Below are 13,656 nucleotides of genomic sequence, written 5' to 3' on the forward strand. Positions count from 1 at the left end.
TGTACAAACAATGGTCGGCAGGCATCTTGGTGAGTGGATAACCGGCAAGGAGGCCAGATGGACAGTCCGCCCGATTTCATGGCGCAGTGGGATTACCAGGATCCCGCCGCCAGCGCCCTGCGTTTTCATGCCCTGCTGCCCGAGGCGCGCGCAGCCGGCCTGCAGTGCGAACTGGAACTGCTCACCCAGATAGCCCGCACCCACTCCCTGCAACGCCAGTTTGCACAGGCGCACCAACTGCTCGACGAGATAGAACCCCGCCTCACCGAGACCACCCCGAGGGCCCGCCTGCGCGTCCTGCTGGAGCGCGGTCGCACCTTCAACTCCGCCGGCGACAAGGCCAGCGCCAGAGCCCTGTTTGAACAGGCCTGGCAGCAGGGACTCAAGCACAAGGAGTTATATCTTGCCATCGACGCCGCCCACATGATCGCCATCGCCGCCCCGCTGGAGGAGCAGAGCCGCTGGCACCAGCTGGCGATGGAGCTGGCCGAGCGCAGTACCGATACAAAGGCGCGCGGCTGGCTCGCCACCCTCTACAACAATCAGGGCTGGACCCTGTTCGAGCTGGGGCGCCTCGACGAGGCCATCGCCTGTCAGCAGAAGTGCCTGGCCTGGCACGAGGGGCACAACAATCAGGGCAAGGCCTTTATCGCCCGCTGGAGCCTGGCGCGCCTGAGCCGGGCCCAGGGGTTGCACGAGCAGGCCATGGCGGCACTGGCTCAGTTGCGGGCCGACATGGCCGCCGCCGGAGCTCCCGAGGACGGCTATCTGTTTGAAGAGCTGGGGGAGAATGCCCTGGTGCTGGAGGATACGGCTGCGGCCGAATACTTTGCCCGCGCCTGGTTTCTGCTGTCACAGGATGAGTGGTTCACCGCCAACGAGGCAGAGCGGCTGGCCAGGCTCAAGCGCCTCGCCAAGCTCTAGCAAGACAACAGCGGGGCGGCCAATTGGCCGCCCCGCACATCAGTATGTCTGCCCGGGGGCAGATATGACGGCTCAGGCCGGACTCGCCTCTTCCCAGCTCTGCTTCTTGCGATAGATGGTGGAGGGACTGATCTCCAGCAGGGCCGCCGCCTTGGGGATGTTGCCGTCACAACTGGCGATGGCCTGCTCGATGGCCTCCTTCTCCACCAGCCAGAGCGGGCGAACGGGAAGGCGGGCCTGCACGGGCACGACCGGGACGTCCGACGTCTCGGGCGCGGGGGCCGGCACCGCGAGCACGCGTCCGCCATTGAGCGGGGGCGGCAGTATCTCCGGGCTCACCAGCTCGCGGTCGTTGAGCACCACTATGTTGCGCACCACGTTCTGCAGCTCGCGCACGTTGCCTGGCCAGGGGTAATCGAGCAGCACCCGCACGGCGTCAGCATCGAAATCCTTGAAGCGCTTGTTCTCCTCCCTGGCATATCGCAGCAGGAGGTCGCGGGCCAGCAGCAGGATGTCTTCACCGCGCTCGCGCAGGGGGGGCAGGGGGAGCGGGATCACGTGCAGGCGATAATAGAGGTCCTCGCGAAAACGCCCCGCCTTCACCTCCACTAGGGGATCCCGGTTGGTAGCGCAGACGAAGCGCACGTCCACCGTCTCCAGCTTGCCGCTGCCGACCCGCTGCAGGGTGCCGGTCTGGATGAAGCGCAGCAGCTTGCTCTGCAGGTCGAGATCCATCTCGCAGATCTCGTCGAGGAAGAGGGTGCCACCGTCCGCCAGACTGGCCGCCCCCTTGCGATCCCCCTGGGCACCGGTAAAGGAACCCTTCACGTGGCCGAAGATCTCGCTCTCCATCAGATCGTGGGGAATGGCGGCGCAGTTCAGCGCGATGAAGGGCTGCTCACGACGCGGGCTGCACTGGTGGATGGCCTCGGCGCACACCTCCTTGCCGGTGCCGCTCTCGCCGGTGATGAAGACGGTCGCCTTGCTTGGCGCCGCGCTCTCTATGATGCGATAGACCGCCTGCATCGCCATGGAGGCGCCGATGAAGCCGGCAAAGGAGCTGCGCTCGAAGTTTTCCCTATACTGGGCCACCAGGGAGCTGAGCTGCTGGTGCTTGAGGGCGTTGCGGGCCGTGGCGCACAGCCGCTTGCCGTCGAACGGCTTGGTCAGGAAGTCGAAGGCGCCGAATCGCATCGCCTCCACCGCCACGTCCACCGAGCCGTGGGCGGTGATCACCACCACGGAGCAGGGCAGTTGCCGCTCGGTGATCTGCTGCAGAATGTCCATGCCGGACATGTCGGGCAGTTCCAGATCCAGCAGCACCACGGGAGGAGGGCTCGCCAGCAGCTGCGCCAGCGCCTGCTGGCCGCAATCGGCCAGCTGTACCTCATAGCCATCCTGGGCCAGGTACTGCTCATAGACGACGGCCAGACTGCGGGTATCTTCCACCAGCAGGACACGGGGTTTGCTTTCAGCCACGAGATCCATCCTTGCGCTTGATTTTGTTATCTATTCTGGGGGCTAGCCGCCGCACACTCAAGACGGGCTCGCGGCTTTCTCCCACCGCCCTCGACGCCACACAAGCAAAAACGGCTCCCTGGGGAGCCGTTTTCATCGCATGATCAGCTTATTTCTTGCTGTCGTCGCCATTGGCGGCGGGCTTCTCGATGGCCAGCAGCTCGACGTCGAATACCAGCACGGCGTTGGCCGGGATGGAGCCGGCACCGTGCTCGCCGTAGGCCAGCTTGGAGGGCAGGAAGAACTTGAACTTGGAACCGACGGGCATCAGCTGCACGCCTTCGGTCCAGCCCGGGATCACCTGGTTCAGCGGGAAGGTGGCCGGCTCGCCGCGATCGACGGAGCTGTCGAACTTGGTGCCATCGGTCAGGGTGCCGGTGTAGTGTACCTTGACGATGTCGGTGGCCTTCGGCTTGGCGCCGTCACCCATCTTCTCCACCAGGTATTGCAGACCGGACTCGGTGCTCTTCACGCCCTCTTTCTTGGCGTTGGCTGCCAGGTACTCTTCGCCCTTCTTCAGGTTTTCCACGGCGTCCTTGTCGGCCTTGGCCTTGGTCAGCTCGTTGATCTTGGCGTCATATTCCTGCAGAACCTTCTGGATCTCCTCGTCGGTCATGCTGGCCTTCTTGCCCAGACCGTCGGTGACCCCCTGGAGGATCACGGTATTGTCCAGCTTGATGCCGAGCTCCTGCTGACGCTCCAGGGTATTGGCGATATAACGACCCATGGAGAGGCCGATCGCATAGCCGGATTGCTCTTCAAAGCTCTTGGCTTCTGCCTTGGGGGCCTCTGCCGACTTGCTGGCTTCTGCCTTGACCTCTGCGGTATTCGCAGCAGGCTTCTCGTCTTTTTGGCAAGCAGTCAGACCGACGGCAACCGCCGCAGCCAACAGGGACACCTTCAGAAAATTGTTCATCAGTTTCTCCAAAACTCTAAATACCGCTCTCGGTTCCTTCGTGAAATGAGAGGTTTATCGTGATAAGCGCCTTATACTAACGCCGTGATCGCAGGTAACGAAAGCATGAGACAGGAAAAATGATCAAAAGTGCCATTTATCTCATCGGTATCTGCCTGATGCTGGCGGGATGCGAACAGAGCTCGCAGCCCGGTCGGCAGATCCGCCTCGCCGAACAGGGCCTGCTGAGCGCGGATCTCGCGGGCTCCGGCAAGCTGGCCCTGGTCTCCAGCCTGGGTCAGGGCACTGTGGTGTGGGATCTGGACCAGGGCAAGGAGCGCTGGCGCTGGCGCCAGAGCGACGATCGGGAAGAGTTCGTCACCCTGACCCGCTTCTCCCCTGACGACAGCCACGCCATCACCGCCACCCAGGGCACCTTTGCCATCTGGCGCCTGCAGGATGGTCGCTCCCAGGGCTACTACTCCCTGCCCGAGTCCAGCCTGCGCGATGCGGCGCTCTCGGCGGATGGCCGCCAGGTGCTGATCGGCCGTGCCGACGGCAAGGCGGAGCTGGTGGACACCCAGACCGGCCGCCGGCTGCAGTTCCTCGGTCACACCGAGCAGGTCAATACCGTGGATCTCTCCGCCAACGGCCGCTACGCCCTCACCGGCGGCAACGACTACAGCGCCTATCTGTGGGATACCCGCAGCGGCCAGGTGCTGTGGCGCTTCCACCACGGCGGCCGGGTGGTGATGGCGAGGCTAGACCCCGGCGGGCGCTTCGCCTTCACCGCCGACAGCCGCCAGGCCAGCATCTGGGATCTGAAAACCGGCAAGGAACACAGCAGGCTGCGGTTCGACCACCGCTTCGAGGTCTACACCAGCGCGCGCTTTGCCAACGACGGCAACTGGCTCATCACAGGCGCCCCCTCCCGCCAGCTCTCCCTGTGGCGGGTGAGCGACGGCCACCAGCTGCAGAGCTGGCGCGTCTCGCCCCACCCCAGGGTGAAACCGCCGAGCGCTGTGGTCTACGGCGTGGCTTTGCGCGACAATGGCCACCTCGTCAGCGCCAGCTCCAGCGGCCTGGCCGAAATCTGGACTATCAAGTAAGGACCCAAAGGCCCATGAGTCAGCAACTAAACGATCGCCTCGAAACCCTGGAAAGCCGCCTCGCCTATGCCGAATACACGGTGGAGCAGCTCAACGATGAAGTCACCACCCAGGGCCGCGAGCTGGATCGGCTCAAGCACCAGATCCATCTGCTGGTGGAGAAGCTGCAGAGCGTGCAGCCGAGCCAGATTGCCAGCATGGCCGAAGAGACCCCGCCCCCGCACTACTGAGTGCCAGCCATGAAAAAACCCGCACCATGCGCGGGTTTTTTTATCATCGGCCAGGCCGAAATCAGTGGTGATGGCCCTTGCCACCGCAACCGCCGCCACCGCAGCAGCCGCCGTGACCATGCTCATCGCCGTGGTCGTGACCGTGATCGTGGCCGTGACCACCACAGCAACCGCCGTGGCCATGGTCGTGATCATGATCGTGGTCATGACCATGGTCGTGACCGCAACCACCGGCACCGTGCACGTGGCCGTGGGCCAGCTCTTCGGCGGTGGCGGCACGCACGTCCTTGATCTCGACCTTGAAGCCCAGGGTCACGCCGGCCAGGGGATGGTTGCCATCCACCTTGACGAACTCCTCGGACACCTCGATGACGGTCACCGGACGGTGGCCATCGTCGGTCTCGGCCACAAAAGTATCCCCTTCAGACACTTCCATGCCATCGAACAACTCGCCGGGCACTTCCTGCACCAGGTTCTCGTCATACTCGCCATAGGCCTGGCTCGGCGTCAGGGTGACGTCGAATGCCTCGCCCACGCTGCGACCTTCCAGCTCGGCTTCGAGGCCGGAGACCAGGTAACGGGTGCCGTGCAGATACACCAGCGGCTCTTTACCGACTGTGGTGTCGATGACTTCACCGTGTTCGTCGGTGACCGTGTATTCCAGCGTAACCACGCTCAGGGGAGCTACTTTCATGTCAGGGATCCTGCGGATAGAAAAAAACGGGCCCAGAATACCTTAAAAAGGTGGCCAAGCATATGATCTGCCCCGCCCCGTCGTGCTGAAAAAGTCGGCAGTCCGGCACGGGTCTGATCTCACCCCGGCTATTCCCGAGAGGCCCTCACTCGCGGCGAGGCGCGACAAACGCACACCCTGCATCGTGCATGCCTTCGCTCAATGCCCCCATCCGGCAGCCCATCATTCGGGACGAAACACCCCGATGACCTGCTCCGCCTCGCGGGTCGCCTTGTCCACCTCGGCCTGGGTCTGCACCTGGGTATCCCCGCAGTCGACACAGGTCACCTTCTCGACTCCATGCTCCATATACAGCATCATGGTGTCCATCTTGCCGCACGCCGGGCACACTGCCCCGGCAATGAAGCGCTTTTTACGTCTGGTTTCCATTTTTGTTACCTCCGGGCAGCATCATATCAGGGTTTTTACATGCATCACGCCATCGAGTATCAGCATTTTTCCACTCCCAGCCTCCAGGTCGGCCCCCGCAAACGCTCCCCCATGGGCCAGTTGCTGCGCGTCACCCGGGGGGCGGCACTGCTGAGACTCGGCGCCCACGAGCTGCTGCTGACCGAGGGCAGCCACTTCTGGCTCTGCGCCGATGCCCTCGCCGCCCTGACGCCCCTTGCGGGTTGCCAATACGATCTGCTGGCCTGCTCCGTGCGGGTGGCGCAGCCGGCCCAGGCCGGCTGGTTGCAGGCGAGCCCGCTGATGGATGCCCTGCTGGACAACCTGGCCACCTGGTTGCGCCCCCGCGACTGGCAGGGCCCCTTTGGCGAGCGCCTGCGCATTCTGGGGGACGAGCTGCAGGCATGCGTCCTGGCGCCGCAGCCGGACACCGCGCTGCAAACCGCCTGGCAGGCGCTGGCCAGCCAGCAACCGGGCAGCGACACGGCCTGGCAGGCCCTGCTTGCCGAGCGCGGTCTCGGTGGGCCAGACGCCCAGGCCCTGCAGGAACAGTGGCGACTGCTGCAGGGGGTTCGCCTGCGTCGAAGCGGCAGCACGCCGGCCCAGGTGGTGGCCAGGCTGGGCTACCGGGATGACGCGGCGCTGGCCGAGGCCTCCCTGCGGTGGCTGGGTCACGCCCTCGACGCCGAGCCCTCGCCCTCCCGCTGAGCCAGACGACAAAATAAAAGATGGTGAAAGGGATCCAGTTTTGCGGCGTGCGGTCGCTAACAACGAAGGAGTCATCCTTGTCACCATCCTCTATGCTGAACACCAGATTGACCGTCACCGACTAGATCAACAGGACATCCGCCATGACGAGCAAGGCCAACCAATCCCAGGGCATGTTGCTGTTCCACCTCTCTGCCAGACAATCCTTCGCCATCGGCACCCTCAAGGTGAAGGAGATAGTGCCCTACACCCAGCTCACCGCCCTGCCGCAGTCGCATCCGACCGTGCTCGGGGCCGCCAGCATGCGGGGCACCACCATCCCCGTGATCGACATGGCCATGGCGGTGGGCTATCGCCCCATCAGCAGGGAGGAGATGCCCCACTGCTTCATCATCATCACGGATTGCCGCCGCACCCTGGTGGGTTTCCTGGTGCGGGGCATCGACAAGATCACCGAGTGCAACTGGCGTGACATCGAGCCGCCGCCCCCCTCCCTCGGGCAGAACGTGTTCGTCACCGGCGTGACCCGGGTGGGGGAGCAGCTGATCCAGCTGCTGGACGTGGAGCTCATCCTGTCGCGGGTCTATCCGGACGATCCCAGCCACCTCTACCCCGTGCTGACCGACGTGCAGCGCGAGCGGCTCAAGCCGATGCGGATTCTGCTGGTGGACGACTCCTCCGTCGCCCGCCGCCAGCTGATGGCGGCGCTGGATTACATCAACATTCCCTACGAGGTGTGCACCAACGGCCGCGACGCCCTCGCCCTGATGCAGGCCAGGGCGACCCAGGGCAAGCGGATCGACATCCTGGTGAGCGACATCGAGATGCCGGGGCTGGACGGGTACGAGCTGGCCTTCGAGGTGCAGAGCGACCCCAGGCTGGCGGAGGCCTACATCATCCTGCACACCTCCCTCTCCAGCGAGATCAGCGTGGAGCGGGCCCACCAGGTCGGGGCCCACGAGGCGCTCACCAAGTTTGAAGCCAACGAGCTGATCCAGGCCATGCTGCGCGGTGCCGAGCACCACGATCACCTGCCGGCCTGATGTTGCGGCGGGCCTTGGCTCGCCGCCTCTATCTATTCCCGTCGTTCCGAGTCATCCCATGCTGACAGAAAGCCACTTCCACGCCCCCTGGTGGGCCCGCAATGCCCACCTGCAGACCATCTTGCCCAAGTGGCTGCGCCGCTCGCCGGCCCGCTTCATTCAGGAGCGTTTCGAGCTGGCAGATGGCGACTTCGTCGATCTCGCCTGGAGCGGCGACGTCAGCCAGGGCCCGGGGCCGCTGATCGTGCTGTTTCACGGGCTGGAGGGGAGCATTCACTCCCACTATGCCAAGGGGCTGTTCGCCCATCTGCAACGGCAGGGGCAGGAGGCGGTGCTGATGCATTTTCGGGGGTGCAGCGGCGAGCCGAACCGGTTGCTGCGGGCCTACCACTCCGGCGCCATCGAGGATGCAGAGGCGGTGATCGCCGAGCTGGGTCGGCGCTTCCCCGGCAAGCCGCTCATCGCCATCGGTTATTCCCTGGGGGGCAACATGTTGGTCAATCTGCTGGCGCGCGCCTGCCCGGCCGAACTGAAGGCCGCAGTGGTGATCTCGGCCCCGCTGCAACTGGCAAGCTGTGCCGATCGGGTCAATCAGGGGTTCTCACGGGTCTATCAGCGCTATCTGCTGCGCACCATGCGGGCCAATCTGCAGAGCAAGATCCGGCACCTGGCCACCGCCCGGGCCCGCTGGCAACCGGCGCAGATCGCGCGCATCGCCACCCTGCGGGAGTTCGACGAGCAGGTGACGGCACCACTTCACGGCTTCGCCAGCGCCGATCACTACTATCAGACCTGCTCCGGTCTGGGTCTGCTGGCCCGCATTCCCATCCCGACCCTGGTCATCCACGCCGCCGACGATCCCTTCATGACTGGCGCCGTCATCCCGGGGCCAGAGCAGCTCTCCCCCCAGGTGCGCTACGAGCTGAGTCGACGGGGCGGCCACGTGGGCTTCCTGCACGGCTCCCCCTGGCGGCCCCGATTCTGGCTGGATGAGCGCATCAGCCTGTGGCTGCAGGAGCAGACTCAGGGCGCGATGCGATAACCGTTGCGCCCCTCCTCCTTGGCACGATAGAGGGCGCCGTCGACCCGCTCGAGCAGCATGACGAGGCTCTCCCCCGGACGCCACTGGGCTATGCCCTGGCTCAGGGTGAGGTAGGGCGACACGTCGGAGTCCTCGTGGGGCAGCGCCCGGGCCGCCAGGGTGGCGCGAATGCGCTCCGCCACCTCCTGGCCACCGGCCAGCGTCGTCTCCTGCAGCAGCACCACGAACTCCTCCCCGCCGTAGCGGGCCACCAGATCGCCGGGCTCGCGCACGCTCTCCTCCAGGCACTCGGCCACCAGGATCAGGCACGCATCCCCCGCCTGATGGCCGTAGCGATCGTTGTAGCGCTTGAAGAAGTCCACATCGAGCAGGATCACCGTGAGCGGCAGTTCCAGGGTCGTGCCCTGCGGGATGGCGCGCTTGCATACCTGATCGAAGTGCCGACGGTTGGCCAGGCCGGTCAGGGGATCCCGGTGGGCCATGGCATTCATCTTGTGCGCCAGCATCAGGTTGTCATACTCCCTCGACACGGCCAGCTCGAACCAGCCGTTGAGCATGCGCCGCCCGGTTTCCAGCACGACCAGCAGCATGCAGACCACTATGATGTTGACCAGCACAAAGGGCTCAGGGCTCCACGAAGCCCTCAGCAGCAGAAACAGCAAAGGGGCGAACACCAGCGCGTAAAACAGCCGCACGTCGCAATAAGCCGCGATCAGGCCGGTCAGCAGCAGCAGGCTGACCATGTTGAAGATGAAGCTGAAGCCTCCCTTCAGATCGACGATCGAGATGGTGTAGCCCGCCAGAGCCCAGGCCAGGCCCCAGCCGAGGGCGCAGGCCCACAGGGAGACCTGCCAGAGGACGTGGGGCTGGCGGGCGAGCCAGCGCCAACCGAGCGGAAACAGCAGGCAGACGCCGGCCATGGCGAGGAGCTGCCACTCGTAGGACCAGGGCAGGCGGTCCACGAGCACCAGGTGCGCTTCCTGGTAGATGTGGAAGCGGGTCAGCAGGAACAGGATGGCGATCAGGTTGATGGCCCAGAACCAGCGCAGTCCGGCGCAGAGGGCGTGGCGGCGGGCATCGAACAGGTGCTGTTCGAACTGACCCGAGGGGCGGCGGGCTTCAGAAGGATACATACCACCCCTCGCCCGGTCCGTGACAAACCCCTTGCGCTGGCCGGCGAGACACCGACAATATCCGCACTCCACTGACTGAAGATGAAACCATGATTATCCCCTGGCAAGAACTGGATCCCGACACCCTCACCAACCTGCTCGAGCACTTTGTCCTGCAAGAGGGCACCGAGTATGGCGAGCAGGATGTCAGCCTGGCCGACAAGGTCGAAGAGGTCCGGCAACAATTACAACAAGGCAGCGCCGTGCTCGTTTACAGCGAGTTGCACGAGAGCGTCAATGTCGTGCACAAGACTCATTTAAGCAAGGCGTCGACTGACGACTTCCAGCAAGAATGACACAGGATGGGGGACCCGGGCTGAAGAATCTTCGTCCGTTTTTCCCTGTTCCTCTGGCCATCCGGCGTTCGGCCGGGGCGCGGTGCCCGCCGGGAAGGCCGCCCGTGGGCCGCCATCTCCCCGGTGCGAGGCACACTGTGCGCTAGGCTGGCAGAGCCGGCCGGAGGATAGTGCGACGAGACGGCGCACTTGACCGCACTTTGGGCCAGCCCTTATAACGGAACTCCCAAGGAAGAGAGAATTCTATGTCGGCCAAGCATCCCATCATCGCGGTCACCGGTTCATCCGGTGCCGGCACCTCCACCTCCACCAACGCCTTTCGCTCCATGTTCCACCAGCTCGGGTACAAGGCGGCCGTGGTCGAGGGGGACAGTTTCCACCGCTATACCAGGCCCGAGATGGATGTCGCCATCCGCAAGGCCCGGGAGCAGGGACGGCACATCAGCTACTTCGGCCCCGAGGCCAACGACTTCGGGCTGCTGGAGTCCTTCTTCCAGGAGTACGGCCAGAGCGGCACCGGCCAGTACCGGCGCTACCTGCACAGCTTCGACGAGGCGGTGCCCTTCAACCAGATGCCGGGCACCTTCACCCCCTGGCAGGATCTGCCGGGCGAGACGGACCTGCTGTTCTACGAGGGGCTCCATGGGGGCGTGGTCACCGGCGAGCACAACGTGGCGCGGCACGTGGACTTTCTCATCGGCGTGGTGCCCATCGTCAACCTGGAGTGGATCCAGAAGCTCATTCGCGACACCTCGGAGCGCGGCCACTCCCGGGAGGCGGTGACCGACTCCATCGTCCGCTCCATGGACGACTACATCAACTTCATCACGCCCCAGTTCTCCCGCACCCACATCAACTTCCAGCGGGTACCGACCGTCGACACCTCCAACCCCTTCAGCGCCAAGGTGATACCCAGCCTGGACGAGAGTATGCTGGTGATACGGTTTCGGGGCATCAAGCAGGTGGACTTCCCCTACCTGCTGTCGATGATAGACGGCGCCTTCATGTCCAGGATGAACACCATAGTCGTGCCGGGCGGCAAGATGGGTTTCGCGATGGAGCTGATCCTGCGCCCCCTGATCCAGCAACTGATCGAAACGGGCAAGATCACCTGAGCCAAGGAGCTTATCGATGCGCGGTGCACTTCTCTCATTCACACTGGCTGCCCTGCTGGGCGGCTGCAGCACGGGCCCCGCGGCCCCCACCGTCGAAACGGGCACCATGGTGGTGCGTCCGGCAGACAACTGGCCCTATGGGGCGACGCCACGCTATGCACTCGCCGAGCAGTTCCAGTATGCGGGCAACAGCGCCGCGCCCTGGCTGGAGCCGGTACAGCAGGCCGTGACCCGGGAACTCGACGGCAAGGGCTGGCGCAGCGTGCCCCTGGATGACGCCGACGTCTGGGTCGCCATCGGGGTGGCGGGCAGCCAGGACATGAGCGACGGGGAGGTCTTTTCCCGCCTCGGTATGACCCCGGGTCTGAATGCCGCCGCCGATGCTCGCAAGGGCACCCTGGCCATACTGCTGCTCGACAGACACACCCAGCAGACGGTGTGGAGCAGCGCCATCCAGCTAGCCAGCGACGTGCCCGTCGCCGAGGAGGCCCGCGGCCAGCTCAGCCAGCAACTGGCCGCCCAGTTGCTGGGCTCACTACCGTCAGACTGATGTCTCGTTCAACAAAAACGGCCTGCTTAAAGCAGGCCGTTTTGCATACACGCCGTGACGGCATGAGGATCATTTCAGCTCGCAGGTGAGCTGGGTCACGCCACTCTTGACCAGGGTAGCCTGCTTGTCCTGTTGGGAGAAGGTGGTCACCCCGTCGGAATAGCTGGCGATCTCTTTGGGCGACTCGATGCGCCCCAGCTTGTGATACACGCCGGCATAAGGGAACTGCACCATGTCGGCCTGGGCATCATAGGTGATCCCCAGCAACTCTTCCCCGCACTGATACTGGCTGTATTGATACTGGGTCGGCTGCGGCGCACTGCAGGCGGCAAGCCCGAACAGGGGAAGCAACATCATCATTTTTTTCATCGCACTTTCCTTATGTCATGGCGTTATCGACGGGACAAACTACGACTGTCAAGCTTCAAGAATTTGATAACTATGGGTAATTTCTACCGCTTTTTCCAACATCAGGGAAACGGAACAATATTTCTCCATGGACAGGTCCACCGCACGGGCCACCTGCTTCTCGGCCAGACCCTTGCCGGTCACGACGAACTTGAGGTGGATCTTCTGGAATACCCGGGGCACGGAGTCGGCGCGCTCCCCTTCCAGCTCCACATGGCAGGCGGTCACGGTCTGACGGGCCTTCTCCAGGATGGAGACCACGTCGATGGAGCTGCACCCGCCAACCGCCAGCAGGATCATCTCCATCGGGCTGGCACCTTCCCCCGGGTTGGCGCCGTCCAGGGTCACCTGATGACCGGACTCGCTCTCGCCCACAAACTTCATGCCTTCGACCCAGCTGACCTTGGCTTTCATCTCTACTTCCTCTCAATGACGACGGTTCTGACGCCCATAGCATACCTCAAGCAGGGGTCGAGTGGCACATGACTCGTCATCCTGCATCGTCGCGGGATCCCGACCCGCCCGTGCCGTCCCGGCCGTACCTTGCGAAACTGCCGCAGACCCGGGGGGAAATAGATCGAAATCAACATCTGCCCTCCCCTTCTTGCCTAGAATGCCCCGAACGGCGCAGCAGATCGCGGCTCACTGACGGACGGCAATGCCCCAAAGCCTTGTCAGCACAGGCAAAGGCTCTTATTCTACTGCGACCAAAGAGTAAGGAATGGCAAGCTTGGCAACTTGCCTGGACGCACAGTCCATAAAAATGACACTACAGAGGAAGTCTCATGATCATTGGCAAACCGCAAAGCGATCCCACCCTCGAGTGGTTCTTGTCGCATTGCCACATTCATAAGTATCCCGCCAAGAGCACCCTGATCCACGCCGGTGAGAAAGCGGAAACCCTCTACTACATCGTCAAGGGTACCGTCGCCGTCCTGATCAAGGATGACGAAGGCAAGGAGATGATCCTCTCCTACCTGAATCAGGGGGATTTCCTGGGCGAGATGGGGATGTTCGAAGAGAACGAGAATCCGGAACGTTCCGCCTGGGTACGTGCCAAAGGCGCCTGTGAAGTCGCCGAGATCTCCTACAAGAAGTTCCGCCAGCTGATCCAGGTCAACCCGGACATCCTGATGCGCCTCTCCGGCCAGATGGCCAAGCGCCTGCAGCACACCAGCCAGAAGGTCGGCAACCTCGCCTTCCTGGACGTGACCGGCCGCATTGCCCAGACCCTGCTCAACTTGGCCAGACAGCCGGATGCCATGACCCACCCGGATGGCATGCAGATCAAGATCACCCGTCAGGAGATCGGCCAGATCGTCGGCTGCTCTCGCGAAACCGTCGGCCGCATCCTCAAGATGCTGGAGGAGCAGGAGCTCATCTCCGCCCACGGCAAGACCATAGTGGTGTTTGGTACCCGCTGATCGGGTTCCCCGACGGCGCCCGCACAGCGCCGTTGGATAAAAAGGCTGCCACGGCAGCCTTTTCTGATCCTCTCCCCTATA

At 63.8% G+C, this 13,656-nt stretch carries 17 protein-coding genes; 10 read left to right on the forward strand and 7 right to left on the reverse strand.

Translation table 11 applies throughout. From position 1 onward, the window contains the following. The first annotated feature begins 57 nt into the window (after positions 1–57). Positions 58–924, forward strand: coding sequence for a tetratricopeptide repeat protein (locus BN1132_RS03210; protein ID WP_042074949.1), 867 nt, complete (start codon positions 58–60; stop codon positions 922–924). 72 nt (positions 925–996) lie between these two features. On the opposite strand, the gene BN1132_RS03215 is transcribed toward BN1132_RS03210, so the two are convergent. After that, positions 997–2,403, reverse strand: a complete 1,407-nt coding sequence (locus BN1132_RS03215) for a sigma-54-dependent transcriptional regulator (protein ID WP_042075026.1) — start codon at positions 2,401–2,403, stop codon at positions 997–999. 148 nt (positions 2,404–2,551) lie between these two features. Further along, positions 2,552–3,358, reverse strand: a complete 807-nt coding sequence (fkpA, locus tag BN1132_RS03220; protein WP_042074950.1) for an FKBP-type peptidyl-prolyl cis-trans isomerase — start codon at positions 3,356–3,358, stop codon at positions 2,552–2,554. Positions 3,359–3,477: 119 nt separating this feature from the next. Here fkpA and BN1132_RS03225 point away from each other — a divergent pair, with 119 nt between their 5' ends. Further along, a complete protein-coding gene (locus tag BN1132_RS03225) occupies positions 3,478–4,446 on the forward strand; it encodes a WD40 repeat domain-containing protein (RefSeq protein WP_042074952.1) in 969 nt (322 codons plus the stop codon). Between the two features lie 14 nt (positions 4,447–4,460). Continuing rightward, positions 4,461–4,676, forward strand: a complete 216-nt coding sequence (locus BN1132_RS03230; RefSeq protein ID WP_042074954.1) for a SlyX family protein — start codon at positions 4,461–4,463, stop codon at positions 4,674–4,676. Between the two features lie 61 nt (positions 4,677–4,737). Here the strand turns inward: BN1132_RS03230 and BN1132_RS03235 are convergent, their stop codons facing one another. Both BN1132_RS03235 and BN1132_RS03240 read right to left on the reverse strand, forming a co-directional pair. Beyond that, on the reverse strand, positions 4,738–5,370 hold the full coding sequence (locus BN1132_RS03235; RefSeq protein ID WP_042074956.1) for an FKBP-type peptidyl-prolyl cis-trans isomerase: 633 nt from the start codon (positions 5,368–5,370) through the stop codon (positions 4,738–4,740). Positions 5,371–5,592: 222 nt separating this feature from the next. Next, positions 5,593–5,799: a YheV family putative zinc ribbon protein gene (locus BN1132_RS03240; RefSeq protein ID WP_033130616.1), complete on the reverse strand. Its 207-nt coding sequence runs from the start codon at positions 5,797–5,799 to the stop codon at positions 5,593–5,595. A 39-nt stretch (positions 5,800–5,838) separates the two neighbouring features. Here BN1132_RS03240 and BN1132_RS03245 point away from each other — a divergent pair, with 39 nt between their 5' ends. The 3 genes from BN1132_RS03245 to BN1132_RS03255 all read left to right on the forward strand — a co-directional run bounded on the left by BN1132_RS03245 (position 5,839) and on the right by BN1132_RS03255 (position 8,610). Next, positions 5,839–6,525, forward strand: coding sequence for a hypothetical protein (locus BN1132_RS03245; RefSeq protein WP_042074959.1), 687 nt, complete (start codon positions 5,839–5,841; stop codon positions 6,523–6,525). Between the two features lie 143 nt (positions 6,526–6,668). Beyond that, positions 6,669–7,568: a chemotaxis protein CheV gene (locus tag BN1132_RS03250; protein WP_042074960.1), complete on the forward strand. Its 900-nt coding sequence runs from the start codon at positions 6,669–6,671 to the stop codon at positions 7,566–7,568. 58 nt (positions 7,569–7,626) lie between these two features. Beyond that, complete coding sequence (locus BN1132_RS03255; RefSeq protein WP_042074962.1) at positions 7,627–8,610, forward strand: hydrolase; 984 nt, start codon at positions 7,627–7,629, stop codon at positions 8,608–8,610. Here BN1132_RS03255 and BN1132_RS03260 read toward each other — a convergent pair. Beyond that, the gene (locus BN1132_RS03260; protein ID WP_042074965.1) at positions 8,592–9,743 is read right to left on the reverse strand and encodes a GGDEF domain-containing protein; all 1,152 of its coding nucleotides are present in this window, start codon (positions 9,741–9,743) and stop codon (positions 8,592–8,594) included. The two genes, BN1132_RS03255 and BN1132_RS03260, sit on opposite strands and share 19 nt — an antisense overlap. A gap of 89 nt (positions 9,744–9,832) precedes the next feature. On the opposite strand from BN1132_RS03260, the gene BN1132_RS03265 reads away from it, so the two are divergent. The 3 genes from BN1132_RS03265 to BN1132_RS03275 all read left to right on the forward strand — a co-directional run bounded on the left by BN1132_RS03265 (position 9,833) and on the right by BN1132_RS03275 (position 11,743). After that, positions 9,833–10,078, forward strand: a complete 246-nt coding sequence (locus tag BN1132_RS03265; RefSeq protein ID WP_042074967.1) for a YheU family protein — start codon at positions 9,833–9,835, stop codon at positions 10,076–10,078. 245 nt (positions 10,079–10,323) lie between these two features. After that, positions 10,324–11,193 carry a phosphoribulokinase gene (locus BN1132_RS03270; protein WP_010673241.1) on the forward strand — a complete coding sequence of 290 codons (870 nt, stop codon included), beginning with the start codon at positions 10,324–10,326 and terminating at the stop codon, positions 11,191–11,193. A gap of 16 nt (positions 11,194–11,209) precedes the next feature. Then, the gene (locus BN1132_RS03275) at positions 11,210–11,743 is read left to right on the forward strand and encodes a DUF4136 domain-containing protein (RefSeq protein ID WP_042074969.1); all 534 of its coding nucleotides are present in this window, start codon (positions 11,210–11,212) and stop codon (positions 11,741–11,743) included. A 69-nt stretch (positions 11,744–11,812) separates the two neighbouring features. Here BN1132_RS03275 and BN1132_RS03280 read toward each other — a convergent pair whose 3' ends face one another. Next, positions 11,813–12,112 carry a hypothetical protein gene (locus BN1132_RS03280; protein WP_042074972.1) on the reverse strand — a complete coding sequence of 100 codons (300 nt, stop codon included), beginning with the start codon at positions 12,110–12,112 and terminating at the stop codon, positions 11,813–11,815. 48 nt (positions 12,113–12,160) lie between these two features. Further along, positions 12,161–12,565, reverse strand: a complete 405-nt coding sequence (locus BN1132_RS03285) for an OsmC family protein (RefSeq protein WP_042074974.1) — start codon at positions 12,563–12,565, stop codon at positions 12,161–12,163. Positions 12,566–12,936: 371 nt separating this feature from the next. On the opposite strand from BN1132_RS03285, the gene crp reads away from it, so the two are divergent. Beyond that, a complete protein-coding gene (gene crp / locus BN1132_RS03290; RefSeq protein WP_042074976.1) occupies positions 12,937–13,575 on the forward strand; it encodes a cAMP-activated global transcriptional regulator CRP in 639 nt (212 codons plus the stop codon). The last annotated feature ends 81 nt before the right edge of the window (positions 13,576–13,656 follow it).

This window comes from Aeromonas sanarellii, from assembly GCF_000820085.1.
Lineage (GTDB): Bacteria > Pseudomonadota > Gammaproteobacteria > Enterobacterales > Aeromonadaceae > Aeromonas > Aeromonas sanarellii.